The organism is Nonomuraea roseola (assembly GCF_039535395.1).
GTDB classification, from domain to species: domain Bacteria; phylum Actinomycetota; class Actinomycetes; order Streptosporangiales; family Streptosporangiaceae; genus Nonomuraea; species Nonomuraea roseola.
Genome location: NZ_BAAAXC010000015.1, coordinates 3,174,603 through 3,198,958, shown reverse-complemented (window position 1 = coordinate 3,198,958; position 24,356 = coordinate 3,174,603). Strand labels below are relative to the sequence as shown.

The window sequence follows — 24,356 nt, the reverse complement described above, 5'->3', positions numbered from 1 at the left end:
CTCCATATGAACAGATTGGTTTTTTGTTCATAGTAGCGCCGAGCGAAACGGAGCGGGGGCACGGTGCAGGGTCAGCCGGTCCTGCGGTAGCGGACCATCGGCCCGAGCAGCCCCTCGACCGTCTCGAAGGGGGTCATGCCCAGGCGTTCGACGACAGCGACGGACGCGGTGTTGCCTTCGTCCACCTCGGCCAGCACCTCGGGGAGGCCCAGGGTGGTCAACGCGTGGTCGACCACCGCTCGCGCCGCCTCGGTCGCGTAGCCGTGCCCCCATGCGGTCGGCGCCAGGCTGTAGACCACCTCGAGCCCGAGCTCCTCCAGCTGGCGCAGCCCGGCCGTCCCGACCAGCTCGGTCCCTTCGCGCTGCCTGACGGTCCAGAGGCCGTAGCCCGAGGTGGCGAAGTCCTGCTCGCTCGACTTGATGATCTCCACGATCTCCTCCGACGACAGGACCGCCCCGTCGAACAGGAACCGCCGTACGTCGGGCGCGGTCCAGTGCGCCCGCAGCTCGGCCAGGTCACCCGGACGCACAGGACGCAGCACGAGCCGCTCGGTAGCCAGAACGTCGTTCATCCACCCGACCGTAACCACCGCGGAGCGGCGCAGCATCCCGATTTCCGCTCGCTACCCGGCCACTCTTGTGAGCAGGTCGCGGATCGCCCCGACGACGGTTTCTAGCCGTTCCTTGCTCGCCTGGCCGTCAGGGCCGTCACACCGGCGGCGCAGATGGCCACGGCCGCCACGAGCGCACCGGCCACGGACAGGGTCAGCTGGTCGGGACGCGTCAGCGGCTGCCCGCGCTGCGCCTGCCACACCAGCAGCCCGGTCAGGCCCGCGTAGCCGAGCGCGGCCACGATCACCAGTCCGGTGCGGGTGGCGGCCCCGCGCAGGACGGCGAAGCGGCGCGCGAGAAGTCGCAGCACGATGGCGAGCAGCGGCAGCGCCTGCAGGGCGTGCAGACCGACGAAGTGCGCGACCCGGAGATCTCCGGTCTCGGTGGACCAGCCGGTCACCGGCGCTCCCGCGCCTCCGTCGAGCCCGCCGACGCTGTGGGCGCCGATCGTGGTGATCGCGATCCCCGCGTCCAGCGTCTGCGCCTGCTCGGCCGTGGGAGCGGTCATCAGGTAGCCGATGGACATGCCTGCCAGCGAGATGGCGACCCCGAGCGGGATCGCCCAGGCCATCGACCTGTCGGTCCTGCGCTGGAAGAGCAGGAACACCCCGAGCGCGAACGTCAACAGCCATCCCAGATAGGCGGCTCCGCCCATGACGGCGAAGACGATCTCGTCCAGCTGGGTCGAGAAGTTGAAGTGGCTGCGCACGCCGCGCACCGCCTGGAAGGTGATGGCCGCGATCTCCGGCAGGACGAAGCCGAAGACGGTCACCGTGCCCAGCCACCACAGGGTGCGGCGCCACCGCTGGACCTGGCCGATCATCCAGGTGAGCGTGATCGCGTAGAGGGAGAAGGAGGCGGCGAACTTGAACGGCTTGAGCCAGACGGGCTCGCCCATCACGAGTCGCTCGTCGATCACCAACCCGAGCCCGCTGATCACGCCCAGCACGGCCATGGCCGCCGCGCACAGCACGAGGGGACGGTGAGGGCTCGTCGTCGCCACCTGTGGGCGGGCGCTCGGCTGCGCGATGGTGAGCACGGTGGAGGTCCTTTCGCTGTCGTCCTGACGCCCTCCAGCGTGCTGGCCTGCGACGACGTGAACCAGAGAGGTGATCACGCATGAGGCATGAATCGCTCATGAACCAGACATACGGGGACCCTCTGGGGCGGCGCTGGCCTTCTCAGGAGCCCGCGCCGCCCCTTCACCGATGGGATTCACATGGTCGGCGGTCAGGCACGGAACTTGTCGGCGTTCTCGGTCGCCCACTGGGCGAAGGTGCGTCCAGGCCGGCCGGTGACCTTCTCGAAGGTGGGCATCACGGTGTAGGGCCCCCACGGCAGGTCGCCGAAGACCATGAACTTGAACGCGATCATCTCCTCCGGCACGCCCGCCGCCAGCATCTCCGCCCTGGCCTGCTCACGGGTCAGCTCGACGAGGCGGATCTCACTGCCTGTGGCCTCGGAGATGAGGCGCAGCTTCTCGGGGACGTCCAGCAGCTCGGGGCCGGTCAGGAAGTAGCTCTCCCCCGCGTGCCCGTCCTCGGTCAGCGCCGTGACGATGACCGCGGCGATGTCGGCCTCGTGGATCATCGCGGTCTTGGTGGCGGCGAACGGCTCGCGCACCTCGCCGCTCTCGCGGATCGGCTGCGCCCAGTCGAGCGCGTTCGCCATGAACTCCGTGGGCTGCACGAGAGTCCACTCCAGCGAGCTGGCCTGCACGGCCGGCTCCAGCGGGCCGTCGTCCCACGCGCTCAGCACCGTCACCCTGCGCACCCCCGAGGCGACCGCGAGGTCGACGATCTCCTTGCCGTTCTGGAGCACCGCCAGGTCGTCGCCCCCGCAGTTGATCAGGTGCGCCGCGGTGACGCCTTCGAAGGCGGCCGTCAGGGTCGCGGTCACGGTCAGGTCGCCGGCCACGACCTCGACGCCCTCGGGGAAGCTCGCCCTCGCCGGGTTCCTGGTGAGGGCGCGCACGCGCTCGCCTCGCTCGACGAGCTGCTCGACGACGTGGCGGCCGACGGTCCCTGTGGCACCGGTCACGAGGATGGTCATGTGGATCTCCTTCACACCTTGCGGGCTGTGAGAACCACATTAGGAACCAATGCGGAAAGGTAGGTTCCGCGTTAGCGCGATTGGCCGTGCAGGATCAACGCCCAGACGAAGCAGCCGAACGAGCCGGTGGCGGCGACGGCGCGGACGATGTTCCAGGTGATCCAGCGCGCCTCGAACGCCTCCCTGACGGCGGCCAGGTCAGCGATCCCTGCGGGGTCGCCCGCCTTGGCGAGCTGGTCGTTCAGCGGCACGTTGACGCCGCTGGTGACGGCGAACATCACCAGATAGAGCACGGAGCCGGCGATCACCCAAGGCAGGGCCGGGTTCCCCCCTCCCCGCCAGTGCAGGATCACGGCGGCCACCATGACCACGACCCCGCCCATGAACAGGATCATGAAGAGCGGGTTGATGATGGCCACGTTGATGCGCTGCATCGCCTCGACGAGGGTGCGGTCGCTGCTCCTCTTCAGGCCGGGCATCACCGCGTAGGCGAAGGCGGCGAACAGCCCAGCCATGAGCCCGGCGCTGAGCGTCGACAGGATGAGGGCGATGGTGCTGAGTTTCAAGCGGGTCTCCGGTTCATGGTGTGGCTGGGGCCGTACAGGCTACTGCCGGTCCCAGATGTCGGTGGCGGCGGTGCCGCGGGCGAATCGGCGCCGCCTGCGCGACGATGGTCACCCTGGCGCACTGGCCGACACAGATGCCAGTTCGGAGAGCTTCAGGTTGTTGCACGTGGTTTCTGCAGCAATGTGCAGAAATCTATAGATTTGGCGCTGTGAGCTTGGAATTTCTCGGGATCTCGCCATCTGACGAGCTGGTCTACCGCCATTTCCTGAGGAATCCCGGCGCCTCGGCGCACAGCGTCGATCCCGCCGTCCTCGAACGGCTGGTCGCCCTGCGCCTCCTGGAGGTGGACCAGGCCGGCCGCGTCGCGGCCGCAGGACCGCACTCCGCGATGGACCAGCTGATCGAAAGGCGGATGGACGAGTTCAGCGGCGAGCTGCGCCGCGTCACCGCTGTGCTGCCCTCGCTGCTCGCCGAGCACGCCGCGGGCGAGCCCATCGAGCTCGTCGAGCGCATCAAGGGAATGGAGCAGATCCAGCACCGCATCTGGCAGGTGTCCACCGGCGCCAAGGAGGTCATGGCGATGCACCCGGTCCGTAAGCGCGTGGATCCGCGCGTGCGCGAGCGCACCCTTTCCGACCTGCGGGACGGTGTCCAGTACCGGACGATCGTCCACCGGAGCACGCTGGACGACCCGGAGGTGGCCGCCTACTTCCGCGAGATCCATCGGGCAGGCGACCGGCACAGGGTGATCGACGAGCCGATCCAACTGCTGCTCGTCTTCGACAGGGAGACCGCGTTCGTGCCGCTGGAGCCCGACGATCCACCCGCGGGGGCGCTGATGATCCGCCAGCCCGGCATCGTGGTGACGTTGATCGACCTTTTCGAACAGGTCTGGCGCAGGGCCACCGATCTCGAACCCGACACGGCCGATCCGAGCCCCGTCGAGAAGCAGGTGCTCGACCTGCTCAACCGGCTGGGCAAGGACGAGGTGGCGGCCAGGGCGATGGGCGTGTCCGTGCGGACGTTCCGCGGCTACGTCGCGGACCTGATGGCCAGGCTGGGCGCCGGCAACCGCTTCCAGATCGGCGCGCGGGCCAAGGAGCGCGGCTGGATCTAGCCCGCGGGCCGAGCGGAAGCCGCCGTGATGGCCCAAAAGCCCCTATCGTGGCTTTCGTGCCAAAGTTTCGATCGGTCGCCGCCTACGCCCCGCAGGGAGTGACCGCGCTCGGACTGGGCATCGTGAACGAGATCTTCAACCGCTCCGGCTTCGACTTCGCCATCTGCGCCGAGCGACCCGGCACCCTGCGTACCGACCTCGGCCTGCCCCTGCCCGTCGACCATGGCCTCGACGTGCTCGCCCGTGCCGACCTGGTCCTGGCTCTGCCGGGCATGGACTTCCGCGCCGATCCGCCGCAGGCCGTCCTCGCCGCCTTCCGCGACGCGCACGCGAGGGGGGCGTTGATCGCCGCCCACTGTGTCGGCACGTTCCTGCCCGCGGCCGCCGGGCTGCTCGACGACCTGGAGGCCACCACCCACTGGCGCTTCGCCACCGACCTGGCCGCCCGCCATCCGGCCGTGCGGGTCCGCCCTGAGTCCCTCTACATCGACCAGGGCAGGCTCATCACCGGGGCGGGCGCCGTGGCGGGCATCGACCTGTGTCTCTACCTGATCCGCCGTGAGCACGGTGCCGCGACGGCCAACCAGATCGCCCGCGACCTGGTGACCACGCCCTACCGCAGCGGCGGTCAGCTGCAGTACCTGCCCGCCCCCGTCGCGGACGACGGTGACGACGAGCGGCTCTCCGAGGTGATCGCCTGGGCCAGGGCGAACCTGGACCGCCGGATCTCCGTCGACGACCTCGCCGCCCGCGCCCTGATGAGCCGCCGCTCCTTCGCCCGCCGTTTCAAGGCCGCCACCGGCGCGACCCCGCACGCCTGGCTGCTGGCCCAGCGCCTGAACCTGGCCGAGGAGCTGCTGGAGACCACCGACCTGCCGGTCGAGAACATCGCCCACCACGTCGGGTACGGCAGCGCCGCCGTCTTCAGGGAGCAGTTCGCGCTGCGCCGAGGCGTGCCGCCCCGCGACTACCGCAGGGCCTTCAAGCAAGGCTGACGCGCGGCGAGGGCGTCGCTACCATCGGCTGGAGCAGCCTCAACGGAGGGCGACGACGATGGCCGTCCTGATCCGCACGCGTGACGTGCCCGCCGCACGCAGGCATGACGCGTGGCGAAGCATCGTCTGCGACACGCTCGGCCCCCTCGACCTGCGGATCGACCCCGACGCGCCGCTGCGGGGCGAGATCGACGCGGGGCAGCTCGGCCCCGTGGGCGTGGGCAGGGTGCGCACCTCCACGCCTCACAGCGTTCACCGGACACCGGGGCTGATCCGCCGCGACAGCCCCGCGCTCTACCGGGTGGTGCTGGCCATGTCAGGAGAGCTGGCCCTGACGCAGGACGGCAGGTCCGCGCAGCTCGAACGCGGGCAGTTCGCCATCTACGACTTCGGCAGGCCGTACGAGCTGGCCTACCGCTCGGCGGTGCACCTGGCCGTCTTCAGCCTTCCGCACGAGATGCTGGCCATGCCCTTCGACTCCGTCGCCAAGCTGACCGCGGTCTCGATCGCGACGGACGGCGGCAGCGGCGCCCTGGCCGCGCCACTGCTCCGCAGGGTCGCTCTCGACCTGGAGACCTACCAGCCGGCCAGCGCGGCCCGGCTCTCCACCGTCGTCATGGACCTGATCACCACGGCCGTCGCCGAGCGGGCCGACAGGGCCGAGAGCCTGTCCGCCGAGTCGCAGTCGCGCATGCTGCTGCTGAACATCCACTCCTTCATCGAGGAGCACCTGGGTCTGCCCGATCTCGATCCTGGAACCGTCGCCGCCGCCCACCATGTCTCCTTACGCCAGCTGCACCGGCTGTTCGAGACGCAGAACACGACCGTGGCCGCGTGGATCCGTCACCGGCGGCTCGAACGCTGCCGCAAGGACCTGGCCGACCCCGCCTTCCACCGCGTCTCGGTGAGCTCGATCGCGTCCAGGTGGGGGCTCGCCGACTCGGCCCACTTCAGCCGGCTGTTCCGGCACACCTACGGCATGCCGCCTGCCGAGTACCGCCGCTCCTGCCTCATGCCACAGCCGTGAGAGGCATGGCACGCGAAGTCAATCGGCGGGCACGGGGAGACAAGCCCCGCAGGCGCCGGATCAACAGACTTGAGGTGTTCGCCCGCACCGGCGAACCCCTCGGAAAGGATCCAGCGATGTCCTACACCCTCTTCGTGAACCTGCCGGTCAAGGACCTGAGCCGCTCGAAGGACTTCTTCACCGCGCTCGGCCTCACCCACTTCGGCGCGACCGAGGACATGGCCTCCGTCGTGATCAGCGAGCAGACCCAGGTCATGCTCCTGACCGAGCCCACGTTCGCCGGCTACTCCAGGACCGAGGTCGCCGACCCCACCAAGACCACCCAGACGATCCTCGTCCTGGGCCTGGACAACCCCCAGCAGGTCGACGAGCTGGTCGACAAGGCGATAGCGGCGGGCGCCGAGCCCGTCGGCGAGCCGGTGAACGACGGCTACCGCTACCAGCGCGGCTTCGCCGACCTCGACGGCCACCACTGGGCGGCCCTGTGCCTGGCGACCCCCGCGGGCTGAGGGCGGGCGCGTGATGACCGAACCCGTGTCCCGCACGGCGACGTCGGCCGACGGCACCAGCATCGCGTTCGACCGATCAGGCTCGGGACCGGCGGTCGTCCTGGTGCACGGCGCGTTCACCGACAGGAGGCACCCCACGCTGTACGGCGTGGCGGCGGCCCTGGCCCCGTGGTTCACCGTCTTCAACTACGACCGTCGTGGCCGAGGAGCCAGCGGCGACACCCCGCCCTACGCCGTGCACCGGGAGATCGAGGACCTGGCCGCCGTCATCGAGGCGGCGGGCGGGTCGGCCATGGTCTTCGGCGGATCCTCCGGCGCCGCCCTGGCGCTGGAGGCCACGGCCCGCGACCCGGCCATCTCCAAGCTCGCCGTGTGGGAGCCTCCGTATCACGTCGACGAGAGCGCGCCCTTCCTGCCGGACGACTTCGCCTCCCAGCTGGAGGCGCTGGTCGGGCAGGGTCGGCGCGCGGAGGTCGTCGGACGGTTCATGGTCGAGGCCGCCGAGGTCCCCGTGGAGGCGGTGGCCGCGATGCGGGCCGAGCCGTCCTGGCCTGAGCTGGAAGCGGTCGCCCACACCCTGGCGTACGAGGCCGCCGTCATGGGGCCGGGCAACGCCCTGCCCACGGGGCTGCTGGGAGCGATCGCCCGGCCCACCCTCGTGCTGAACGGCGAGCGCAGTCCCGCGTGGATGACCAGCGCGGGAAGGGCGGTCGCGAAGACCGTGCCAGGGGCGCTCCACCGCATGCTGGAAGGCCAGACGCACAACGTGTCCGCTCAGGCCCTCGCCCCTGAGCTGCTGGAGTTCTTCGTCGCCGCCTGACGACGTCAGAGGGCGACGTGCTCGGGGCGTACGCCCATGCCGATGAAGCGCCCCATGAGGTGGCGCAGCGGCGGCAGCGCCCTGAACGCGGTGAAGATCGGCGGCACGTGCTCGGTCGTGTCGTCGGTCAGGTCCTTGGGGTACAGGTCACGCAGGATGCCGAGCTGGAAGGCCTGGGTCACCTTCGCGGCGCGCTGCCTGCGCGACTGGACCGCCGCCAGGTCGGCCTCGCCCGGCGCGCCGGGTCGCAGGAGGACGGGGCCGAGCAGGTTAGCGGTGGCGACCGCGTCCTGCACCGCCAGGTTGATGCCCACGCCGCCCGCCGGCGACATGGCGTGGGCGGCGTCACCGATGCACAGCAGGCCAGGCCTGTGCCACCGCGGCAGCCGGTCGACTCTCACCGTCAGCTGGTGCACGCGGTCCCAGCTGTCGATCAGCTCGACGCGGTCGCGCAGGGCGGGGGCCAGGCCCGCGATCTGCTCCCTGAAGGCGGGCAGGCCCGCCTCCTCGATCCCCGCGAACGCGGCCGCCGGGATCGCGTAGGCCAGCTGCCAGTACTCGCCCCTGTCGATGGAGATCAGCGCCCCCTTGCCGCCCTGGAAGAAGGGCACCTGGTCGCCCTGCCGTCGGGGCAGGTGGAACCACAGCACGTCCATGGGAGGCGAGCCGGCCACGGGCTCCAGGCCGGCGCTCGCGCGGATCGTGGAGTGCCGGCCGTCCGCGGCGATCACCAGGTCGGCCCGTACCTCGACCGGCCCCTCGGCGGTGGTCGCCAGCACGCCGACGGCGCGCCCCTCCTCCATGATCAGCTCTGTCGCCTCGGTGCTGCGCAGCAGGCGGAAGGACGGGTACGCCTCCGCCTTGCCCGCCAGGAAGTCGAGCACGTCCCACTGCGGCATGAAGGCGATGTAGGGGCAGCGCACCTTCAGCCGGCTGAAGTCGGCGAAGGTGACGGCCTTGCCGCCCAGGTTCACGGTGACGTCGGACATCCTGGTGTGCGGCAGGCGAAGGAACTCCTCGATCCAGCCCAGCTCGGCGATCAGCTCCAGCGTGGAGGGGTGGACGGTGTCGCCCCTGAAGTCCCTGAGGAAGTCGGCGTGCTTCTCCAGCACGATCACCTCGACTCCTTGGCGGGCCAGCAGCAGGCCGGCCATCATCCCCGCGGGGCCGCCGCCGACGACGCAGCATCTGGTGGTCTCGGTTCGCACGTGTCTCACCTTTCGTGGGGGAAGAGCAGCTCGACGAGGCGCGCGACGTCGAGAGGGGATCCGGTCCTCCGGCTGACGGCCACGGCGGCGAAGAGCGTCCTGGCCGCCGTGGCCGTGTCGTGGGGGCGAAGCTCGCCCTCCGCGACCCGCGCGGCCAGGAAGTCACCGATCAGCCGCTGCCCCTCGCCCACCAGCTCCGCCAGCGCCGCGCGCGCCTGGGTGGCGCTGAAGAACACCGCCATGAGGTCGGCGTTGTCGGCGAGCAACGCGTCGAAGGCGCCCAGCAGCTCGGTCAGCACCGCGACGGCCGGCCGTCCGCGGTGGTCGGCCGTCAGGAGCTCGCGCAGCCGCGGCAGGAAACCCCGCTCGGACAGCAGGGTCGCGACCAGGGCCTCCTTGCTCTCGAAGTAGCGGTACAGCAGCCCCGGCGTCACCCCCGCCGCTTCGGCGATGTCCTTGACCGACGCGCCGTCCACGCCCTTGGCCGCGAACACCTTCAGCGCCGCGTCGAGCAGTTGCTCGCGCCGCCACTCGGCCTGTTCCCTTCGCGTCTTCGTCATCAGCCCATCCATTGAATAAACGTTTACTCAAACAATAGGCGATCAGGAAAACCGTCGCAACGGGGGCATCCCGCGCGGCTTCAACCGCGCCGCACGCGAGGCTAGGCTCGGATGTGTCGGAACGTAGGCGTGAAGGGATCGGATCATCAGCAGCGACTCCTATCCCCCGCACGGGGATCGGCCGGCGCGCCGCCGCGTGACCGAGGCCGCGATCCTGAGCACCCGCGACCAGAGCCGCGCCGACGTCGTCCAGTGGACCTGCCCGCACGGTCAGCACGCCGGACGCGGCTGCGTCACCTGCTACCACGCCTCGGCCGAGGCCGACCCCTCGCTGCCGCTGTGGGATGTGGCCGCGTGGTTCACCACGGCGCGGCCGATCCCGATCAGGGCGCTGCAGGACGTGCACCGCCACGACAGGGGCCTGGCGCTCACCCAGCCGTCGACCCCGCTCGTCTACCTGCTGAGCGGCCAGGTGAGAGCGGCCCTGGGCGCGGAGGCGGTGGCGGGCGTGGTCGGGTTCCTGCTGCAGAACCGCCACATCGTCGACGAGTTCACCGTGACGGAGATCCGCGCCGTCCACTTCTGAGCGTCAGAGGGCGATCGCTCCCGACGGACAGAGGGCCACGGCTCTCCTCACGGCCGCCTCGTGCTCGGGCGCGGCGCGGTTGACCTCAACCATGCTTGAGCTCCTAGCGTGAGGCCCATGAACGCCAACGTGATCACCAAAGCGGGGCGGCGGGAGTGGACCGGCCTCGCCGTCCTGGTCCTGCCGACCCTCCTGCTGTCCATCGACATGAGCGTGCTCCACCTGGCCGTGCCCATGCTGAGCGCGGATCTGCGGCCCAGCGCGACCCAGCTGTTGTGGATCAACGACATCTACGGATTCCTCGTGGCGGGCTTCCTGATCACGATGGGCACGCTGGGCGACCGCATCGGCCGCAGGCGGCTGCTGCTGATCGGGGGCGCCGCGTTCGGCCTGGCCTCGTTGCTCGCCGCCTACGCGCCCAGCGCCGAGTCGCTGATCGCCGCGCGGGCGTTGCTCGGCATCGCGGGGGCGACGCTCATGCCGTCCACGCTGTCGCTGATCAGCAACATGTTCCACGATCCCGGCCAGCGCACGGTGGCCATCAGTTTGTGGATGACCGGATTCACCGGCGGCATGGTGCTCGGTCCCGTCGTGGGCGGAGTGCTGCTGGAGAACTTCTGGTGGGGCTCGGTCTTCCTGCTCGGCGTGCCGGTCATGGCGGTGCTGCTGGTGGCGGGTCCGATGTTGCTGCCCGAGTACCGCAACCCCGGCGCCGGACGCCTGGACGTGGCCAGCGTGCTGCTCTCCCTGACCGCCATCCTGGCGATGATCTACGGTCTCAAGGAGATCACCGCCTACGGCCTCGCCCTGCCGCCCGTCCTGACCGTCCTGGCGGGGCTCGCGCTCGGTGTCGCGTTCGTGCGCAGGCAGCGCGGGCTGGCCGACCCTCTCCTGGACCTGAAGCTCTTCGCGGAACGGAAGTTCAGCGCCTCGCTTGGCACCCTGATGCTCACCATCCTGGTGGGCCCCGGCATCGGCCTGCTCTCCGCGCAGTACCTGCAGCTGGTGCTGGGCCTGTCACCGCTGGAGGCGGGGCTGTGGTCGCTGCCTCCCGCGGTGGCGGTCACGGTGGGCCTGGTCGTCTCGCCGCTGCTGGCCCGCAGGCTGCGGCCGGCCGTCGTCATCGGCGTGGGACTGCTGGCAGGCGCCGCGGGGGTCGCCCTGATCGCCCAGGCGAGCTCCACGTCCGGCCTGGCGGCCGTCGTCATCGGACAGGTCGTCTTCTTCCTCGGCGCCTCCCCGCTCATGGTGCTCGGGACCGACCTGATCGTGGGGTCGGCGCCGCCCGAGCGTTCGGGCTCCGCCTCCTCCCTGTCGGAGACCGTCCAGGAGTTCGGCGGCGCCTTCGGCCTGGCGCTGTTCGGGAGCATCGCCACCGCCGTCTACCGGGCGCGGCTGACCCTGCCCGAAGGGCTTCCCGCCGAGGAGGCGGCCACCGCGGGCGACACGCTGGGCGGCGCCGCCGCCGCGGCGGGACGGCTCCAGGGACCTGCCGCCGACGCGCTCCTCGACGCGGCGGGATCGGCCTTCACCAGTGCCCTGCAGACAGCGGCGATGATCAGCGCGGGGATCGTGGTCCTCGCGGCCGGCGTGGCCTTCGTCTTCCTCAGGCAGGTCCCGCCCACGGCCGAGCAGACACCCGACCTGGAGCCGGCACCCGCGGCCCCCGTGCCCTCATGAGCCGAGGGCGGCGCGCAGTCGCTCATAGGTCGGGGCCAGCTCGCGCAGCCCCGCCATGAGCGCCGCGTCGTCGCCCGCCACGACGGGCCGCTGGAGCCCTCCCACGATGCGGGCCTGTCCGGCGGCGACGACGGCGCCCTCCCCCAGCCCCATCGAGGCGAGGCAGACGGCCAGATCGTTCAGCCTGCGCGCGCCCACCCTGACGGCGAACGCCTGCCACAGCTGCCTGACCTCGGGATCCAGCCCTTCCGCCATGAGCTCGGCCGTGCGCTCGGCCGCCGCCGCCTGCCCCAGCGTCCCCGGAGGGACGCGCTTGTCCGTCCTGCCGCCCAGCCAGGCCACACCCGCCGGCAGCGAACGCCGCAGCGCCTCGGCCTGGCTCACCCGCTCCCGCCTCACGAAGCCCGACCGCATCGCGTAAGGGCGTTCAAGGTAGTCGACCAGCTCGCCGCACCAGGACTCGGCGAAGACCCCGGTCGGCACCGTGGCGTACGGGTAGCCCTGCGGGTCGTGCAGGAGCACGGTGTCGCCGTCCACCGCCAGCACCACCACGTAGTGGTCGGCCCCGACCGCCCGGCCGGAGCCGGGCTGGTGCGCGAGCAGCCCCATCTCCAGCGGGCCCGCCAGGACCGGGCCCTCCTGGCAGGCCCTGCGCAGCCGGTCGAGGGCCTCGGCCGCCGAGCCGCCGTCGCCACGCTCGCACGACCAGCCGAGCAGCTCGATCGCGGCGTCGAGCCCCTGCTCGGGGTCCCAGCCGAAGGGATCGAAGAGGGGCAGCCGGCCACCGATCAGCTGCATGCCGTACGGCGAGCCGGTCAGGACCTCGATGACGGAGGGCGCGGGCGCCTCGGCGCCCAGCATCATGGCGAGCGCGTTCGCGTAGCAGTACGGACCTGAGCCGACATAGGGGATGGACATGCGGGGAGCATGACGGCTGACACGGTGTCAGGGTCAAGCGCCACATGAGGACGGAGGCCGGCCTGGCGCGGCGGTGCCGCCGGTCGCCCACGGAGACGTGATATTTCAGTTTTCATGAGACCAGCGGGGCAGGTGAAAGCCGGTGAACAACCCTGATCTCATCTTCGCCCTCGGTGGCGCGGGCGCGCTGCTGGCCGCGGTGCTGCCCGGCGTGCTGAGTCGGCTGCCCTTCTCCCTGCCGCTGGCCTGCCTGCTCGGCGGGCTGCTGCTGTTCCTGCTCCCCCTTCCGCTGCCCGAGATCGATCCCGTCGCCCACAGGGTGGCGCTGGAGCACGTCACCGAGATCTGCGTGGTCATCTCGCTCATGGGCGCGGGCCTGGCGATCAACCGCAGGCTCGGCCTGCGCAGTTGGTCGACGACCTGGCGGCTGCTCGGCGGGACCATGCCGCTCACCGTGGTGGCCGTCGCGGGAGTCACCGCGTGGCTGCTGGGCTGGCCGCTGGCGGCGGCGGTGCTGCTCGGCGCGGTGCTCGCGCCCACCGACCCCGTTCTGGCCTCCGACGTGCAGGTGGGAGAGCCCGTCGACGCCGAGAACGCCGACGACGAGGTCCGTTTCTCCCTCACCTCCGAAGCCGGGCTCAACGACGGGCTGGCCTTCCCCATCGTCTACGCCGCCATCGCCATGGCCGCGACCGGCGGCACCGCGTGGCTGGGCGAATGGGCGCTGGTGGACGTGCTCTACCGGATCTCCGCCGGAGTCCTCGGCGGGCTGCTGATCGGCAGGCTGCTCGGCCGCCTGTTCTTCCACGCCAAGACGGAGAACCTGCGCCTGGCCGAGCACCGCGACGGGTTCGTCGCCCTGGCCAGCACCTTCCTGGCGTACGGCCTGACCGAGCTCGTCCACGGCTACGGCTTCATCGCCGTCTTCGTCACCGCCTGCGCGATCAGGAACGCCGAGCGCAGCCACGGCTACAACGGCATCCTGCACGGCTTCATCGAGCAGATCGAGCGGCTGCTCACCGCCTGGCTCCTGCTTCTGCTCGGCGGCTTCGTCGCGGCGGGCGGCCTGGCCTCGCTGACCTGGCGCGGCGCCGCCGTCGCCCTCCTGCTGCTGCTGGTGATCCGCCCGCTGACGGGGTGGCTGGTCCAGTTGGGCGGCCCGGCGGGCCCGCGCGAGCGGGCCGTCACGTCCTTCTTCGGGATCCGCGGCATCGGCTCGCTCTACTACCTGGCGTTCGCGCTCGGGCAGGCCGATTTCGGCGTGCCCCAGGAGGAGCTTTGGGCGGTGGCCGCCTTCACCGTGGTGGTCTCCATCGTGTTGCACGGTGTCACCGCCACCCCGATCATGTCGCGCCTCGATCGGCTGCGGGGCACTCCGCAACCGTCGTCACTCGCCGAACGCGACTCCTGACGCCCAGCCGCCTCATTTCGGCGCAGCCATAATGCCCGGCTTGTACGGGTAAGAACCCCGCATGAAGGTAACCGCAGAGGACATGGGCGTGCTGCTGCTACGCGTGCCCGCCGGGCTGCTGCTCATGGGGCACGGCGCACAGAAGCTGTTCGGCTGGTTCGGCGGGGGCGGCCCCGAGGCGACCGGCGAGATGATGACGGCGCTCGGCTACCCGCAGGGCAGGCTCATGGGCCTGGCGGCCGGTCTGGGCGAGTTCGGCTCGGGCGCGGGGATCGCCCTCGGCGCGGCCACGCCGCTGTCCTCCGCCGGGCTCATCGCGACGATGACCAACGCCGCCGTCTCGGCGCACCTGTCCAAGGGGTTGTGGGCGCAGCACGGCGGGTTCGAGTACCCACTCGTTCTCGCCACCGGCGCGGCGTCGCTGGCGGTACACGGTCCAGGCAAGCTCTCGGTCGACGCGATGCTGGGCTGCGAGCGCAAGGGCCTGACCTGGGGCCTGGCCGCCCTCGCCCTGGGCCTCGGCAGCGCCGCCGCCGTCCTGGCCCTCCGCCACCGGAACACCACCCCGGCCGAGCCCGAGTGACGCCCGCCGCCTCACGCGTGAGTGCCCCGCGCATGCTCAGCCGCTGAAAATGGCTGCGGGGTCGCCGGTGTACCAGGCGTTGTCGATGCGGACCCTCCGCATGAGCCAGCGCTCGCCCTCGCGGACGAGGTCGACGTCGTAGAGGTTCTTCAGCAGGGCGTGCGTGCCGCGGTCCGCGATGAGCAGGTGCTGGGCCTCCACCAGCGCGGTCAGGCGGGCGGTGTCTCCGTCGACGGCGACGCGCGGGTTGGTGACCTGGTGGGTGGTGTTCACCCGGCCCGCGAACATCCCGAGGATGGTCGCGACGATCGTGTCCCTGCCGGACATCAGCGGCGGCTCGGCACCCACGCGGCGGCCGCGGGGCGGAAGTCGAGTTCGGCGTCTTCGGCGAAGGACGAGGCGAACAGCTCGCCGTCCTTGAGGTCCTGGCCGAGCCCGAAGCGGTAGAGCGCGTCGGTGATCTCGACGCGATCCCTGAGTTCCCTGGTGACGGCGCCGGCCGCGACCGCTGACACGGCGTGCTGGGTGGTGACGTACATCGATGCTCCCGTGCAGGTGTCTGTGTGCCTCCACCCTCGACGGGGCGAGGCTCGCGATCAACGAGGGCCTGTGCAAGGATCGTGAACCCAGACTTAACGATGGGGAGCGGTCATGCTGGAGCGCCACGAGGTGGAGGCGTTCCTGACGCTCGCCGAGGAGCTGCACTTCGGCCGTACGGCGGAGCGCCTGCACGTGTCCACCGCCAGGGTCAGCCAGACGATCAAGAAGCTGGAGCGGCGCGTCGGCGTCCCCCTGTTCGACAGGACCAGCCGCCGCGTACAGCTCTCCCCCCTCGGACGGCAGCTCTTCGAGGAGATCAGGCCGGCCTGGACCCAGATCGGCACCGCGCTCGAGCGGGCGATCGAGTCGGGAAAGGGCATCGCGGGCACGCTGCGGGTCGCCTTCACCGGCGCCGCGGCCGGTCAGCTGCTGGTCGGGGCTTCCGAGCTGTTCAGGAAGCGGCAGCCCGACTGCGAGGTGCGCATCAGGGAGGCGCAGATCGGGGAGATCGTGACGTGGCTGCGCGACGACGAGGTGGAGATCGTTCTGGCGAATCCGCCTCCTGGATTCCCCGAGCGCGAACTCGGCTTCGCCGCCGGGCCCGTGCTGGTGAGCGAGGCGCGCATGCTGGCCGTACCCGCCGGGCATCCCTTCGCCAGGCGGACGTCCGTGTCCGTCGAGGACCTGGCCCGCGTCCCGATGCTCCAGCTGCCCGACACGCTGCCCGTATCGCTGCGCGAGGACCACACGCCGGCGCGCACACCCTCGGGCCTGCCGATCGCGCCAGGGCCTTCGGCCGCGACCTTCCAGGAGATGCTCACGCTGGTCGGCGCGGGTCTCGGGGTCTTCCCCGTGGGCGCGCAGGCCAGGCGCTACTACGCGCGCCCTGACGTCGCCTACGTCCCCTTCAGCGACGCCCCACCCCTGGAGTGGCGGCTCCTGTGGCGGGCCGGCGGAGCCACCGCCAGGGTCCTCGCTTTCAGCCACGCGGCGTACGACATGGTGACCGACTACCGCTGAGCTCAAAAGTGTGCTACCTTAATGGAAGTTGCAGTTGTGGTACCCATACAAAGACTTTGTGTGCGCCTGATGTCATCATGTGACCTTCAGGTGCATTTTTGTTTGCCGGTCATCTCCGGGTGGGGTCATCTCAGCGACAAGCGACCCGTGCAGGGGCGGAACTCGCCCCGCATCTAGTTAGGGAGATTGACATGGCTACTGGAACCGTGAAGTGGTTCAACTCGGAAAAGGGCTTCGGCTTCATCGAGCAGGACGGCGGCGGCGCTGACGTCTTCGCCCACTACTCCAACATCGTCTCCCAGGGCGGCTACAGGGAGCTGACCGAGGGTCAGAAGGTCTCCTTCGACGTCACCCAGGGCCAGAAGGGCCCGCAGGCCGAGAACATCGTTCCCGCCTAATTCGGGCTTAGCGCCACGAGCCGGGGCTCGCACCTTTTGGTGCGGGCCCCGGCTTTTTGGTGTCACCGGCCACCCACGCGGGGCGTTCGGGCCTGCTGAATTCAGGACTCATCCAAGCCGAGCTTCGATGTTGCGAGCGACGCGGAGGAGCCATGGTAACTGCGCGTGGTCGGGGATGCTGTTCAGACGCCGCCAGGCCACCAGGAAGGTCTCGCTGACCACTTCCTCCGCGAGTTGGTGTCCGGCGCGACTCGCCGCATAGCCGTACACCCGCGCTTGGTAGGTGTTGTAGAGCACGATGAAGCGCTCATGTGGGTTTGGCAAGCCGGTTCCTCCGGTTGGGTGCACATCGTTCGGAGAGCATGTGGTCCGAAGGAAGGCTTTCCTACATCCCGATTCCGTTTCTCCCCAACAGTTCGACCTCGGGCCCCTACCAGGAACCGGCCCCGAGCGGCGGCAGGTCATGGAGGCACCGCCCGGAGCGCGCAGCACCCGGACGCGCTGACCACATGGGACGAACTCGCGCACGGGGCCGAGAAGACGAGCGGGCAGCCGGCGGACCGCCTCGAGCGACAGCTCGTATCGAGCGAGCCGGCGGTCGCGGCCGGGTCAGAGCGCCCCTTCGGACCCCACGAGGAGCACGCGGGAGGCCGGGCCCAGGTCCAGCGCGGTGCGGGTGGCCTGGTCGAGGGAGAGCAGGCCCGCCGCTCCGGCGGCGCCGCAGGCCGAGACCCGCACGCCCTCGGCGGCCAGGAGCCTGGCGGCGCTCTCGGCCTCCTCGTCGGTGATGGTCACGAAGGCGTCGGCCAGGCGGGACAGCAGCCGCCATGCCACCAGGGACGGCTCGCGGCAGTCGAGACGTCCGAGCAGGGTCCGCCCGCCCTCGACCCGCGTCGGCCTGCCCTCACGGGCGCTCACCAGCAGGCAGGGGGCGGCCTGCGGTTCGACCACGACGATCTTCGGCTGCTCGCCCCAGCGGTCGCGCACGTACCCGGCGGCCGCCGCGGCGAGACCGCCCACACCCGCCTGGACGAACACGTGACTCGGCGCCTGCCCAACCTCGACGCCGCCGGCGCCACCAGGGCCGCCCACGCCCCCGGTGCTCTCGGCGGCCCCGCCGCGCAGGGCCTCGGCGGCCTCGTCGAACAGAGCGGTGTAGCCGCGCATGATGTCGAGGGGGACGGTGGTGTAGCCGTCCCATGAGCTGTCGGAGATCAGCCGCCAGCCGTGGCGTTCGGCGGCCTCCTGGGCCGCGGCCATGCTCTGCTCGTAGTCGCCGGGGCTGCGCCGTACCTCAGCGCCGAGCCTGCGAAGGCGGCGGGCGAAGTCCTCGGGGACGTCCTCGCTGAGGAAGACGATCGGGTCGCCGCCGAGCTCGCGCACTCCTGCCGTCACGGAGATGCCGTGGTTGCCCGCGCTGGCACAGACGAACGGGGTGCGCGCGGCGACCTCGCGCATCTGCTCCTCGGTGGGCCGTGGACCGTGGCGCTCCTCCGCCTCTGTCCGCACCAGCCGGGCGACGGCGTACATGCCGCCCAGCGCCTTGAAGCTTCCCAGCCCCATGCGCCCGCTCTCGTCCTTGACCTGGATCGAGGCGACGCCTGCCGTACTCGCCATGGAGGGAAGGGGGCACAACGGGGTGACTCGGTGGGCGGGGTGGCGGCCGAAGAAGGCACGGGCCTGCTCGGCGTGGGCGACGCCGAGCAGCTCACGCTCGTTCGCGGTGCAGGTCTCTCGTGCGCTGTTCAGCCAGCTGTTCTCCATGAGGAAAATGCTAGGGAGACCACGCGCGGCCAACTTGCGACTTCGGGGGCGATGATGTCGTTCGGCCGCGCCGTACGGCGCTAATCTGCGGTTCATGCGCACGCCGGACCTGGACGACCTCGATCGCACCATTCTCGACCGCCTGCAGCGGGACGCCCGCACCATCGCCGAGTCGATCGCGGTCGAGGTGGGCATGTCGACCGCCGCGGTCCAGCGCCGCATCAAGCGGCTCCGCGAGACCGGCGTGATCGCCCGCGAGGTGGCGGTGCTCAACCCGAAGGCGCTCGGCCAGGCGATGACGTTCATCGTGGAGGTGGAGATGGAGCGTGAGAAGTCGGAGGTGCTCGACGCGTTCCGTTACCAGATGGACGCCGACGAGAACGTCCAGCAGTGCTACTACGTCACCGGCGCCTACGACTTCGTGCTGATCGTGACCGCGCGGGACATGGAGGACTTCGAGGGATTCACCCAGCGGACGTTCTTCGACAACGGCAACGTGCGCAGGTTCACCACCAGCATCGTGATGCGCCCGATCAAGGTGGGCCTGACGCTTCCCGTTCGCTCCCGCCCCTAGGCCGATCGCTGGCGCTCCTGGAAGCGGCTGCTCTTGGCGCGGTTGCCGCAGGTCTCCATCGAGCACCAGCGGCGGCTGCCGTTCTTGCTGATGTCGTAGAACCAGAGCACGCACACCGGGTTGGCGCACTTGCGGATCCGCTCGGGGCGCTCGCCCATCAGGCGGACGAGGTCGGCCGCCGCCACCCATGCCGCATGCCAGGCCGGGTCGTCGACGACGGTCTCCTCGTACGGCCGTGCCCCCCGCAGCCGCGGTCGCCGTGAACCGTGGTCGAGGACGGCGTCGAGCGGGCCTTCCCTTCCGACGAGGGCCGCCCGCAGCGCGTCGCGCGCCGCGACCAGCGGCTTCCTCGCCTGATCGGCTTCACCCTGCAGTCCGTGCTCGGCGAGCCACGCCTCCGTTCCGCCGGGATCATCGAAGAAGTCCACCCAGGCGTCCTGCTCCACCCAGGCGGTGTTGACCAGGTCCAGCGCCAGGGGTTCGCCCAGCAGCGGCCGCGTTCGCGTCATGCCTCCATCTTAACCCCCTAACTCGATTTGACCGGTTGGACGCATGCGCGCTACGTTGTCCACACCAACCGGCAAAACTGATTTAGATGGTTAGTGAGGATCGTCATGACCGTTCGCCACCACACAGTCGAGATCGACGGGCTGAACGTCTTCTATCGCGAGGCGGGCGACCCCTCCGCGCCGACGCTCGTGCTGCTGCACGGCTTCCCGACCTCGTCGATCGCCTACCGGGAGCTCATGGAGGAACTCTCCGACGAGTTCCATCTCGTCGCACCGGACTACCCCGGCTTCGGCCACAGCTCCGCCCCCGCGGCCGACGAGTGGGACTACACCTTCGACCACCTGGCCGACGTCGTGGACCGGCTACTGGAGACCCTCGGCCTGACCAGCTACGCGCTCCACATCCACGACTACGGCGCGCCGGTCGGCTTCCGGCTGGCCCTGCGCCACCCCGAGCGGATCACCGGCATCGTCACCCAGAACGGCAACGCCTACGACGAGGGCCTGACCCCCTTCTGGGAGCCGATCCGCGCCTACTGGGCCGACCCGAGCCAGGCCAACGGCGACGCCCTGCGCGGCCTGCTCACCCGCGAGGCCACCCACTGGCAGTACACCCACGGCGTCCCCGACACCTCACTGGTCAACCCCGACAACGAGGCCTTCGACCAGGCGCTGCTCGACCGTCCGGGCAACCAGGAGATCCAGCTGGCCCTGTTCCTCGACTACGGCGTCAACCCCGGCCACTACCCCGCATGGCAGGACTACCTGCGCACCCAGCAGCCGCCGCTGCTCGCGGTCTGGGGAAGGAACGACGAGATCTTCGGCGCCGACGGAGCCCGCGCCTACGCCAGGGACGTGAAGCAGGCCCGCATCCACCTCCTGGACGCCGGCCACTTCCCGCTCACGACCCGCCTGAAGCAGAGCGCCGCCCTCATCCGCGACTTCCTCCGCGGCCTGTCCGACTGAGGAGTGCGGCCTTCCGACCGACCGGGAGAAGCGGGCCCGCCCTCCGGCGAGCCGGGCCCGCTCCTCCATCGACCCGAAGGAGGACCGCCGATGGCGTCCATGACCTCCCCACCCCCCGCCGCCCCCGCTCGGCCGCCGGCCACCGCGATCCTCGTCACCACCACGGCCACCCTGGCGGGCCTGCTGCTGCTCGCCGCGGTGACCTCCGCGACCAGCCTCCCGCTGTTCGCGCTGCCGTTCGCGGCGAGCGCCGCCATCGTGGCGGTCGCTCCCGCCGCGCCGTTCGCGCAGCCCCGCAGCATCCTGCTCGGCCACCTCAGCGCCGCCGTGCTCGCCCTCGCGATCACCGCGCTGACCGGCCCTTCGATCTGGGCCGCCGTCGTCGCGGCGGGCCTGGCCACCGCCCCCATGCTCCTGCTGCGCGCCCCGCATCCGCCCGCGACGGCCACCGCGGCCCTGGCAGGGCTCACCGACCCAGGCCCGCTCTTCGTGCTCAACCCGGTGCTGGCCGCCAGCGTGGTCGTCGTCCTCGGCGGCGTCGTGCTCGGCCGCGCGCTGCCGGGCCACCGCTATCCCACGTACTGGCGCTGATCGACGGTGACCCGGACGCCGCCGGATCCGGCGCGTCTGGCAGGGTGGCCGGTTGTGGACGGACAAGAACGCGAGGGCATCGACGTCGTGGCCGCGGCGGTCATCGACAAGGGACGCCTGCTCGTGGTCAGCAAGAAGAGCGCCCCCGACCTGTTCTACCTGCCTGGCGGCAAGCCCGAGCCGGGCGAGAGCGAGGAGCAGACCCTCGCCCGCGAGCTGAAGGAGGAGCTCGGGGCGGCGCCGACCGGGGTCTCGCTCCTGGCGCGCTTCGAGGGCCTCGCCGCACTCGAAGGGGTGCCGATGCGGCTGGCCGTGTTCAACGCGGCGCTCGACCAGGCGCCTCTGGCCGCCGCCGAGCTGGCCAGGCTCGGGTGGACCGACGGGACCGACGAGTACGTCCCGCGGCTGGCCTCTGCCATCCGCGACCAGGTCGTTCCTCTGCTCATGGAGACGGGGGCGCTCACGGGGTCGCGGCCGTGAGCGGGTGCGCGGTGAGCGGGCTGGACAGGACCATGGTGCTCGACGGCTGCCCGTAGACGGCCAGCCTGTCGATCAGGTCCTCGAAGGCGGCCATCGAGGCCGCCGCCACCTTGAGGATGCTGCACACGTCGCCGGTGACCCGGTGGATCTCGCGCACCTCGGGCCAGCCGGCCACCTCGGGGTCGCGCAGCACGCAGCGCGGTCCGTAACACGACATGCGGATGAACGCCGACACCGACCAACCGGCCATCGCCGGATCCACCTGCGCGTGATAGCCGGTGATCACCCCCGCCTCCTCCAGCCTGCGCACCCGCTCGGCCACCGCGGGCGGCGAGAGGTGGACCCTGCGCGACAGCTCGTTGAAGGAGAGCCTGGCGTTGGCCTGCAGTTCGCGCAGCAGCTCCCAGTCCATGTCGTCCATCGGGGGCACCTTTCGATCGGAAAGCAGCCGCCAGGATATAGCCGGAATCGCACACCCATAGTGGGTCATCGCCGTTGAACCGGCATTCCTTCCCGACCCTTCACCCGGCCATCATGAGGTGGTCAGTCAGGGGAGGGTGACCAGTGGACGGTACACGTCAGACAGTGCGGCCGACGACGGCCGTGGAGCGGGCCGAACGGGCCATGGCCACGGGTGGATCACCGACTCTGGAGTTCCAGGCCGAGGTCCCCTACGACGCCTACGTGCACACCGAGGTGCTGCACAACCTGCAGCAACCGCTCAGCGACGACCCCGGCGAGATGTCGTTCCTGATGATCACGCAGGTGATGGAGCTGTACTTCAAGCTCGTCACCTTCGAGCTGCGCAACGCCAGGGCGGCGCTGCGCGACGACGAGGTGGGGGCGGCTCTGGCACCGCTGCGCCGTACGGCGCTGCACCTCGAAGGGCTCAACGGAAGCTGGCGCGGGCTGCGGTGGATGACCCCTGCGGACTTCAACCGCTTCCGCGACCAGCTCGGCGAGGCGTCCGGGCTGCAGTCCTCGATGTACCGGCACCTGGAGTTCCTGCTGGGGCTGAAGAGCGTCGCGCTGCTCCGGCCGTTCAGGCGGCAACCGAAGGTCCACCGCGAGCTGATGCGCACCTTCGAGTCGTCGAGCGTCTGGGACGAGACCATCGCGCTGCTGGCCCGCCGCGGCCACGACGTCCCCCTTGAACTGCTCGAACGCGACTTCTCCTTGGAGCACGAACCGCACGCGGCGGTCGAGAAGGCCTGGGTCGAGGTCTACCGCGACGACAGCCCGACCAACGAGCTGCGGATGCTCGGCGAGGCGCTCTCCGAGGTCGCCGAGCAGTTCGGCGACTGGCGCTACCAGCACGTCGCCGCCGTTCGCCGCTCGATGGGCGCCAAGCCTGGCAGCGGCGGCTCGAACGGCCTCGCGTGGCTGGAGCGCAGCATGGCCCGGGTGGTCTTCCCCGAGCTGTGGTCGGCCCGTACCCACATGTGAAGAAAGCGAAGGACACCATGAACGTGGCCATCGTCGGCGCGGGGCTCACCGGCTGCCTGCTCGCCTGCTATCTGGGCAGGCGCGGTCTCGACGTGACCGTCTACGAACGGCGGCCCGACCCGCGCGGCGGGGCCGTGGAGCGGGGCAGATCGATCAACCTGGCCATCTCCGAACGCGGCCTCGACGCGCTGCGCAGGATCGGCCTGGAGGAGCGGGTCATGGCCGACGCGCTGCCGATGCGCGGCCGGATGATCCATCCGGTCTCCGGCCCGCTGGACTTCCAGAGGTACAGCCGCGACGGCGATCTGGCCATCAACTCGATCAGCAGGGGCGCGCTCAACAACACGCTGCTCGACGCCGCCGAGTCGGCTCCCGGCGTGAAGGTCCTCTTCGGGCACCGGCTGACCGGCCTCGACCCCGCGACAGGGACGATGACGTTCGAGACCGAGCAGGGCGACGTCCTGGCGGAGGCAGGCGTGGTGCTCGGCGCGGACGGCTCGGGCTCGGCCGTACGCGGGCAGCTGCTCGCCCACGGGCGCATCGAGGAGAGCCTGGACTTCCTCGACCACGGCTACAAGGAGCTGACCATCCCCGCGGCGGACGGCGAGTTCGCGCTCGACCCCGGCGCCCTGCACATCTGGCCGCGCGGCACCTCCATGATGATCGCGCTGCCGAATCCCGACCGCTCCTTCACCTGCACGATGTTCTGGCCGACGGGCGGCACCGCGAGCTTCGCCTCGCTGAGCAGCCCGGCGGCCGTCGAACGTCACTTCCGCGCCCGCTACCCCGACGTGGTGCCGCTCGCCCCCGACCTGGCCGACGACTACCGCCACAACCCCGTCGGCCTGCTCGGCACCGTCCGCTGCGCTCCGTGGCACGCCGACGGCAGGGTCGGACTGATCGGCGACGCGGCGCACGCGATCGTGCCCTTCTACGGCCAGGGAGCCAACTGCGGCTTCGAGGACGTGGTGGAGCTCGACCGGTGCCTGGAGGAGAGCGGCGGCAGGTGGGAGCGGGCGCTGCCGCTGTTCGAGGAGCGGCGCAGGGAGAACACCGACGCCATCGCCGAGATGGCGCTCGCCAACTTCGTCGAGATGCGCGACAAGGTGGCCTCGCCGATGTACCGGCTGGTCAAGAACGTCGAGCACTGGCTGGAGGCGGCGCTGCCCGGCCGTTACCTGTCGCGCTACGCGCTGGTGTCGTTCTCCACCGTGCCCTACGCGCAGGTCAGGCGCAGGGTGCGCGGGCAGCGGCGACTCCTCGGGACGGCGGTCGCCGCCGTGCTCGCGGGGCTGCTCGCGGCCGGCGTGTCGGCGCTGAGGTCATCCGGGCGAAGGCGAGGCCTCACGCGCCGGTGACGGCCTTCCGCTCCACGGCCGCTGCCGCCGCAGGCTGGTGTCGAGTCACGTGTGGTCTCCTTCTG

The 24,356-nt window shown here is 70.8% G+C and carries 30 protein-coding genes; 17 read left to right on the top strand and 13 right to left on the bottom strand.

Annotated features, from left to right (window positions below; genetic code table 11):
* Positions 1 to 71 precede the first annotated feature (71 nt).
* The 4 genes from ABFX55_RS38610 to ABFX55_RS38595 form a co-directional block, all read right to left on the bottom strand.
* Positions 72 to 572: a GNAT family N-acetyltransferase gene (locus tag ABFX55_RS38610; RefSeq protein WP_346128095.1), complete on the bottom strand. Its 501-nt coding sequence runs from the start codon at positions 570 to 572 to the stop codon at positions 72 to 74.
* A gap of 101 nt (positions 573 to 673) precedes the next feature.
* On the bottom strand, positions 674 to 1,729 hold the full coding sequence (locus ABFX55_RS38605) for a hypothetical protein (protein WP_346128093.1): 1,056 nt from the start codon (positions 1,727 to 1,729) through the stop codon (positions 674 to 676).
* A gap of 113 nt (positions 1,730 to 1,842) precedes the next feature.
* The gene (locus ABFX55_RS38600) at positions 1,843 to 2,664 is read right to left on the bottom strand and encodes an NAD(P)H-binding protein (RefSeq protein WP_346128091.1); all 822 of its coding nucleotides are present in this window, start codon (positions 2,662 to 2,664) and stop codon (positions 1,843 to 1,845) included.
* 71 nt (positions 2,665 to 2,735) lie between these two features.
* Entirely contained in the window at positions 2,736 to 3,230 is a 495-nt protein-coding gene (locus ABFX55_RS38595; protein ID WP_346128089.1) for an anthrone oxygenase family protein, read from the bottom strand.
* Between the two features lie 209 nt (positions 3,231 to 3,439).
* On the opposite strand from ABFX55_RS38595, the gene ABFX55_RS38590 reads away from it, so the two are divergent.
* The 5 genes from ABFX55_RS38590 (at position 3,440) to ABFX55_RS38570 (ending at position 7,699) form a co-directional block, all read left to right on the top strand.
* On the top strand, positions 3,440 to 4,348 hold the full coding sequence (locus tag ABFX55_RS38590) for a hypothetical protein (RefSeq protein WP_346128087.1): 909 nt from the start codon (positions 3,440 to 3,442) through the stop codon (positions 4,346 to 4,348).
* A gap of 56 nt (positions 4,349 to 4,404) precedes the next feature.
* Entirely contained in the window at positions 4,405 to 5,343 is a 939-nt protein-coding gene (locus ABFX55_RS38585; protein WP_346128085.1) for a GlxA family transcriptional regulator, read from the top strand.
* Between the two features lie 58 nt (positions 5,344 to 5,401).
* Positions 5,402 to 6,370 carry an AraC-like ligand-binding domain-containing protein gene (locus ABFX55_RS38580; protein ID WP_346128084.1) on the top strand — a complete coding sequence of 323 codons (969 nt, stop codon included), beginning with the start codon at positions 5,402 to 5,404 and terminating at the stop codon, positions 6,368 to 6,370.
* 116 nt (positions 6,371 to 6,486) lie between these two features.
* The gene (locus ABFX55_RS38575; RefSeq protein WP_346128082.1) at positions 6,487 to 6,879 is read left to right on the top strand and encodes a VOC family protein; all 393 of its coding nucleotides are present in this window, start codon (positions 6,487 to 6,489) and stop codon (positions 6,877 to 6,879) included.
* 13 nt (positions 6,880 to 6,892) lie between these two features.
* Positions 6,893 to 7,699 carry an alpha/beta fold hydrolase gene (locus tag ABFX55_RS38570; RefSeq protein WP_346128080.1) on the top strand — a complete coding sequence of 269 codons (807 nt, stop codon included), beginning with the start codon at positions 6,893 to 6,895 and terminating at the stop codon, positions 7,697 to 7,699.
* A gap of 5 nt (positions 7,700 to 7,704) precedes the next feature.
* Here the strand turns inward: ABFX55_RS38570 and ABFX55_RS38565 are convergent, their stop codons facing one another.
* Together ABFX55_RS38565 and ABFX55_RS38560 are read right to left on the bottom strand one after the other, a co-directional pair.
* A complete protein-coding gene (locus ABFX55_RS38565; protein ID WP_346128078.1) occupies positions 7,705 to 8,907 on the bottom strand; it encodes an FAD-dependent oxidoreductase in 1,203 nt (400 codons plus the stop codon).
* A gap of 5 nt (positions 8,908 to 8,912) precedes the next feature.
* Positions 8,913 to 9,467: a TetR/AcrR family transcriptional regulator gene (locus ABFX55_RS38560; RefSeq protein ID WP_346128077.1), complete on the bottom strand. Its 555-nt coding sequence runs from the start codon at positions 9,465 to 9,467 to the stop codon at positions 8,913 to 8,915.
* A 196-nt stretch (positions 9,468 to 9,663) separates the two neighbouring features.
* On the opposite strand from ABFX55_RS38560, the gene ABFX55_RS38555 reads away from it, so the two are divergent.
* Both ABFX55_RS38555 and ABFX55_RS38550 read left to right on the top strand, forming a co-directional pair.
* Positions 9,664 to 10,053: a hypothetical protein gene (locus ABFX55_RS38555; RefSeq protein ID WP_183653983.1), complete on the top strand. Its 390-nt coding sequence runs from the start codon at positions 9,664 to 9,666 to the stop codon at positions 10,051 to 10,053.
* A 117-nt stretch (positions 10,054 to 10,170) separates the two neighbouring features.
* The gene (locus tag ABFX55_RS38550) at positions 10,171 to 11,733 is read left to right on the top strand and encodes an MFS transporter (protein ID WP_346128075.1); all 1,563 of its coding nucleotides are present in this window, start codon (positions 10,171 to 10,173) and stop codon (positions 11,731 to 11,733) included.
* Here ABFX55_RS38550 and ABFX55_RS38545 read toward each other — a convergent pair.
* Positions 11,728 to 12,651 carry a hypothetical protein gene (locus ABFX55_RS38545; protein ID WP_346128073.1) on the bottom strand — a complete coding sequence of 308 codons (924 nt, stop codon included), beginning with the start codon at positions 12,649 to 12,651 and terminating at the stop codon, positions 11,728 to 11,730. The two genes, ABFX55_RS38550 and ABFX55_RS38545, sit on opposite strands and share 6 nt — an antisense overlap.
* 142 nt (positions 12,652 to 12,793) lie before the next feature.
* On the opposite strand from ABFX55_RS38545, the gene ABFX55_RS38540 reads away from it, so the two are divergent.
* Both ABFX55_RS38540 and ABFX55_RS38535 read left to right on the top strand, forming a co-directional pair.
* Positions 12,794 to 14,062 carry a cation:proton antiporter gene (locus tag ABFX55_RS38540; RefSeq protein WP_346128071.1) on the top strand — a complete coding sequence of 423 codons (1,269 nt, stop codon included), beginning with the start codon at positions 12,794 to 12,796 and terminating at the stop codon, positions 14,060 to 14,062.
* A 61-nt stretch (positions 14,063 to 14,123) separates the two neighbouring features.
* Complete coding sequence (locus tag ABFX55_RS38535) at positions 14,124 to 14,645, top strand: DoxX family protein (RefSeq protein WP_346128070.1); 522 nt, start codon at positions 14,124 to 14,126, stop codon at positions 14,643 to 14,645.
* 36 nt (positions 14,646 to 14,681) lie between these two features.
* On the opposite strand, the gene ABFX55_RS38530 is transcribed toward ABFX55_RS38535, so the two are convergent.
* Together ABFX55_RS38530 and ABFX55_RS38525 are read right to left on the bottom strand one after the other, a co-directional pair.
* Complete coding sequence (locus ABFX55_RS38530) at positions 14,682 to 14,972, bottom strand: nuclear transport factor 2 family protein (RefSeq protein WP_346128068.1); 291 nt, start codon at positions 14,970 to 14,972, stop codon at positions 14,682 to 14,684.
* Complete coding sequence (locus ABFX55_RS38525) at positions 14,972 to 15,184, bottom strand: nuclear transport factor 2 family protein (protein WP_346128067.1); 213 nt, start codon at positions 15,182 to 15,184, stop codon at positions 14,972 to 14,974. Before ABFX55_RS38525 ends, ABFX55_RS38530 begins: the two co-directional genes overlap by 1 nt.
* Before the next feature lie 112 nt (positions 15,185 to 15,296).
* Between ABFX55_RS38525 and ABFX55_RS38520 the strand changes: the two genes are divergently transcribed.
* Positions 15,297 to 16,205 (top strand): LysR family transcriptional regulator, encoded by a 909-nt coding sequence (locus tag ABFX55_RS38520; protein ID WP_346128066.1) that lies wholly within the window; start codon positions 15,297 to 15,299, stop codon positions 16,203 to 16,205.
* A gap of 191 nt (positions 16,206 to 16,396) precedes the next feature.
* Entirely contained in the window at positions 16,397 to 16,603 is a 207-nt protein-coding gene (locus ABFX55_RS38515) for a cold-shock protein (protein WP_183653956.1), read from the top strand.
* A 108-nt stretch (positions 16,604 to 16,711) separates the two neighbouring features.
* Here ABFX55_RS38515 and ABFX55_RS38510 read toward each other — a convergent pair whose 3' ends face one another.
* Positions 16,712 to 16,900 (bottom strand): RNA polymerase sigma factor, encoded by a 189-nt coding sequence (locus ABFX55_RS38510; protein ID WP_346128064.1) that lies wholly within the window; start codon positions 16,898 to 16,900, stop codon positions 16,712 to 16,714.
* Between the two features lie 312 nt (positions 16,901 to 17,212).
* Positions 17,213 to 18,367: a diaminopropionate ammonia-lyase gene (locus ABFX55_RS38505; protein ID WP_346128062.1), complete on the bottom strand. Its 1,155-nt coding sequence runs from the start codon at positions 18,365 to 18,367 to the stop codon at positions 17,213 to 17,215.
* Between the two features lie 94 nt (positions 18,368 to 18,461).
* Here ABFX55_RS38505 and ABFX55_RS38500 point away from each other — a divergent pair, with 94 nt between their 5' ends.
* Positions 18,462 to 18,941: an Lrp/AsnC family transcriptional regulator gene (locus ABFX55_RS38500; RefSeq protein WP_346128061.1), complete on the top strand. Its 480-nt coding sequence runs from the start codon at positions 18,462 to 18,464 to the stop codon at positions 18,939 to 18,941.
* Here the strand turns inward: ABFX55_RS38500 and ABFX55_RS38495 are convergent.
* Positions 18,938 to 19,450, bottom strand: a complete 513-nt coding sequence (locus ABFX55_RS38495) for a CGNR zinc finger domain-containing protein (protein ID WP_346128060.1) — start codon at positions 19,448 to 19,450, stop codon at positions 18,938 to 18,940. The two genes, ABFX55_RS38500 and ABFX55_RS38495, sit on opposite strands and share 4 nt — an antisense overlap.
* Before the next feature lie 105 nt (positions 19,451 to 19,555).
* Between ABFX55_RS38495 and ABFX55_RS38490 the strand changes: the two genes are divergently transcribed.
* The 3 genes from ABFX55_RS38490 (at position 19,556) to ABFX55_RS38480 (ending at position 21,487) form a co-directional block, all read left to right on the top strand.
* A complete protein-coding gene (locus tag ABFX55_RS38490; RefSeq protein ID WP_346128059.1) occupies positions 19,556 to 20,416 on the top strand; it encodes an alpha/beta fold hydrolase in 861 nt (286 codons plus the stop codon).
* Between the two features lie 90 nt (positions 20,417 to 20,506).
* Positions 20,507 to 21,007 (top strand): HPP family protein, encoded by a 501-nt coding sequence (locus ABFX55_RS38485; protein ID WP_183653936.1) that lies wholly within the window; start codon positions 20,507 to 20,509, stop codon positions 21,005 to 21,007.
* Between the two features lie 54 nt (positions 21,008 to 21,061).
* Complete coding sequence (locus ABFX55_RS38480; RefSeq protein WP_346128058.1) at positions 21,062 to 21,487, top strand: NUDIX hydrolase; 426 nt, start codon at positions 21,062 to 21,064, stop codon at positions 21,485 to 21,487.
* On the opposite strand, the gene ABFX55_RS38475 is transcribed toward ABFX55_RS38480, so the two are convergent.
* Positions 21,468 to 21,908: an Lrp/AsnC family transcriptional regulator gene (locus tag ABFX55_RS38475; RefSeq protein ID WP_346128057.1), complete on the bottom strand. Its 441-nt coding sequence runs from the start codon at positions 21,906 to 21,908 to the stop codon at positions 21,468 to 21,470. The two genes, ABFX55_RS38480 and ABFX55_RS38475, sit on opposite strands and share 20 nt — an antisense overlap.
* A 164-nt stretch (positions 21,909 to 22,072) precedes the next feature.
* Here ABFX55_RS38475 and ABFX55_RS38470 point away from each other — a divergent pair, with 164 nt between their 5' ends.
* Both ABFX55_RS38470 and ABFX55_RS38465 read left to right on the top strand, forming a co-directional pair.
* A complete protein-coding gene (locus ABFX55_RS38470) occupies positions 22,073 to 22,933 on the top strand; it encodes a tryptophan 2,3-dioxygenase (protein ID WP_346128056.1) in 861 nt (286 codons plus the stop codon).
* A 17-nt stretch (positions 22,934 to 22,950) separates the two neighbouring features.
* Positions 22,951 to 24,291 carry an FAD-dependent oxidoreductase gene (locus tag ABFX55_RS38465; protein ID WP_346128055.1) on the top strand — a complete coding sequence of 447 codons (1,341 nt, stop codon included), beginning with the start codon at positions 22,951 to 22,953 and terminating at the stop codon, positions 24,289 to 24,291.
* The last annotated feature ends 65 nt before the right edge of the window (positions 24,292 to 24,356 follow it).

What these genes read in the sequence shown, in the direction of transcription:
- ABFX55_RS38570 (WP_346128080.1), top strand. Translation starts at nt 6,893, where the DNA reads ATGACCGAACCCGTGTCCCGCACGGCGACGTCGGCCGACGGCACCAGC.
- ABFX55_RS38610 (WP_346128095.1), bottom strand. Translation starts at nt 572, where the DNA reads ATGAACGACGTTCTGGCTACCGAGCGGCTCGTGCTGCGTCCTGTGCGT.
- ABFX55_RS38495 (WP_346128060.1), bottom strand. Translation starts at nt 19,450, where the DNA reads ATGACGCGAACGCGGCCGCTGCTGGGCGAACCCCTGGCGCTGGACCTG.
- ABFX55_RS38525 (WP_346128067.1), bottom strand. Translation starts at nt 15,184, where the DNA reads ATGTACGTCACCACCCAGCACGCCGTGTCAGCGGTCGCGGCCGGCGCC.
- ABFX55_RS38485 (WP_183653936.1), top strand. Translation starts at nt 20,507, where the DNA reads ATGGCGTCCATGACCTCCCCACCCCCCGCCGCCCCCGCTCGGCCGCCG.
- ABFX55_RS38580 (WP_346128084.1), top strand. Translation starts at nt 5,402, where the DNA reads ATGGCCGTCCTGATCCGCACGCGTGACGTGCCCGCCGCACGCAGGCAT.
- ABFX55_RS38465 (WP_346128055.1), top strand. Translation starts at nt 22,951, where the DNA reads ATGAACGTGGCCATCGTCGGCGCGGGGCTCACCGGCTGCCTGCTCGCC.
- ABFX55_RS38550 (WP_346128075.1), top strand. Translation starts at nt 10,171, where the DNA reads ATGAACGCCAACGTGATCACCAAAGCGGGGCGGCGGGAGTGGACCGGC.
- ABFX55_RS38575 (WP_346128082.1), top strand. Translation starts at nt 6,487, where the DNA reads ATGTCCTACACCCTCTTCGTGAACCTGCCGGTCAAGGACCTGAGCCGC.
- ABFX55_RS38500 (WP_346128061.1), top strand. Translation starts at nt 18,462, where the DNA reads ATGCGCACGCCGGACCTGGACGACCTCGATCGCACCATTCTCGACCGC.
- ABFX55_RS38520 (WP_346128066.1), top strand. Translation starts at nt 15,297, where the DNA reads ATGCTGGAGCGCCACGAGGTGGAGGCGTTCCTGACGCTCGCCGAGGAG.
- ABFX55_RS38545 (WP_346128073.1), bottom strand. Translation starts at nt 12,651, where the DNA reads ATGTCCATCCCCTATGTCGGCTCAGGTCCGTACTGCTACGCGAACGCG.
- ABFX55_RS38490 (WP_346128059.1), top strand. Translation starts at nt 19,556, where the DNA reads ATGACCGTTCGCCACCACACAGTCGAGATCGACGGGCTGAACGTCTTC.
- ABFX55_RS38515 (WP_183653956.1), top strand. Translation starts at nt 16,397, where the DNA reads ATGGCTACTGGAACCGTGAAGTGGTTCAACTCGGAAAAGGGCTTCGGC.
- ABFX55_RS38505 (WP_346128062.1), bottom strand. Translation starts at nt 18,367, where the DNA reads ATGGAGAACAGCTGGCTGAACAGCGCACGAGAGACCTGCACCGCGAAC.
- ABFX55_RS38535 (WP_346128070.1), top strand. Translation starts at nt 14,124, where the DNA reads ATGAAGGTAACCGCAGAGGACATGGGCGTGCTGCTGCTACGCGTGCCC.
- ABFX55_RS38530 (WP_346128068.1), bottom strand. Translation starts at nt 14,972, where the DNA reads ATGTCCGGCAGGGACACGATCGTCGCGACCATCCTCGGGATGTTCGCG.
- ABFX55_RS38600 (WP_346128091.1), bottom strand. Translation starts at nt 2,664, where the DNA reads ATGACCATCCTCGTGACCGGTGCCACAGGGACCGTCGGCCGCCACGTC.
- ABFX55_RS38475 (WP_346128057.1), bottom strand. Translation starts at nt 21,908, where the DNA reads ATGGACGACATGGACTGGGAGCTGCTGCGCGAACTGCAGGCCAACGCC.
- ABFX55_RS38560 (WP_346128077.1), bottom strand. Translation starts at nt 9,467, where the DNA reads ATGACGAAGACGCGAAGGGAACAGGCCGAGTGGCGGCGCGAGCAACTG.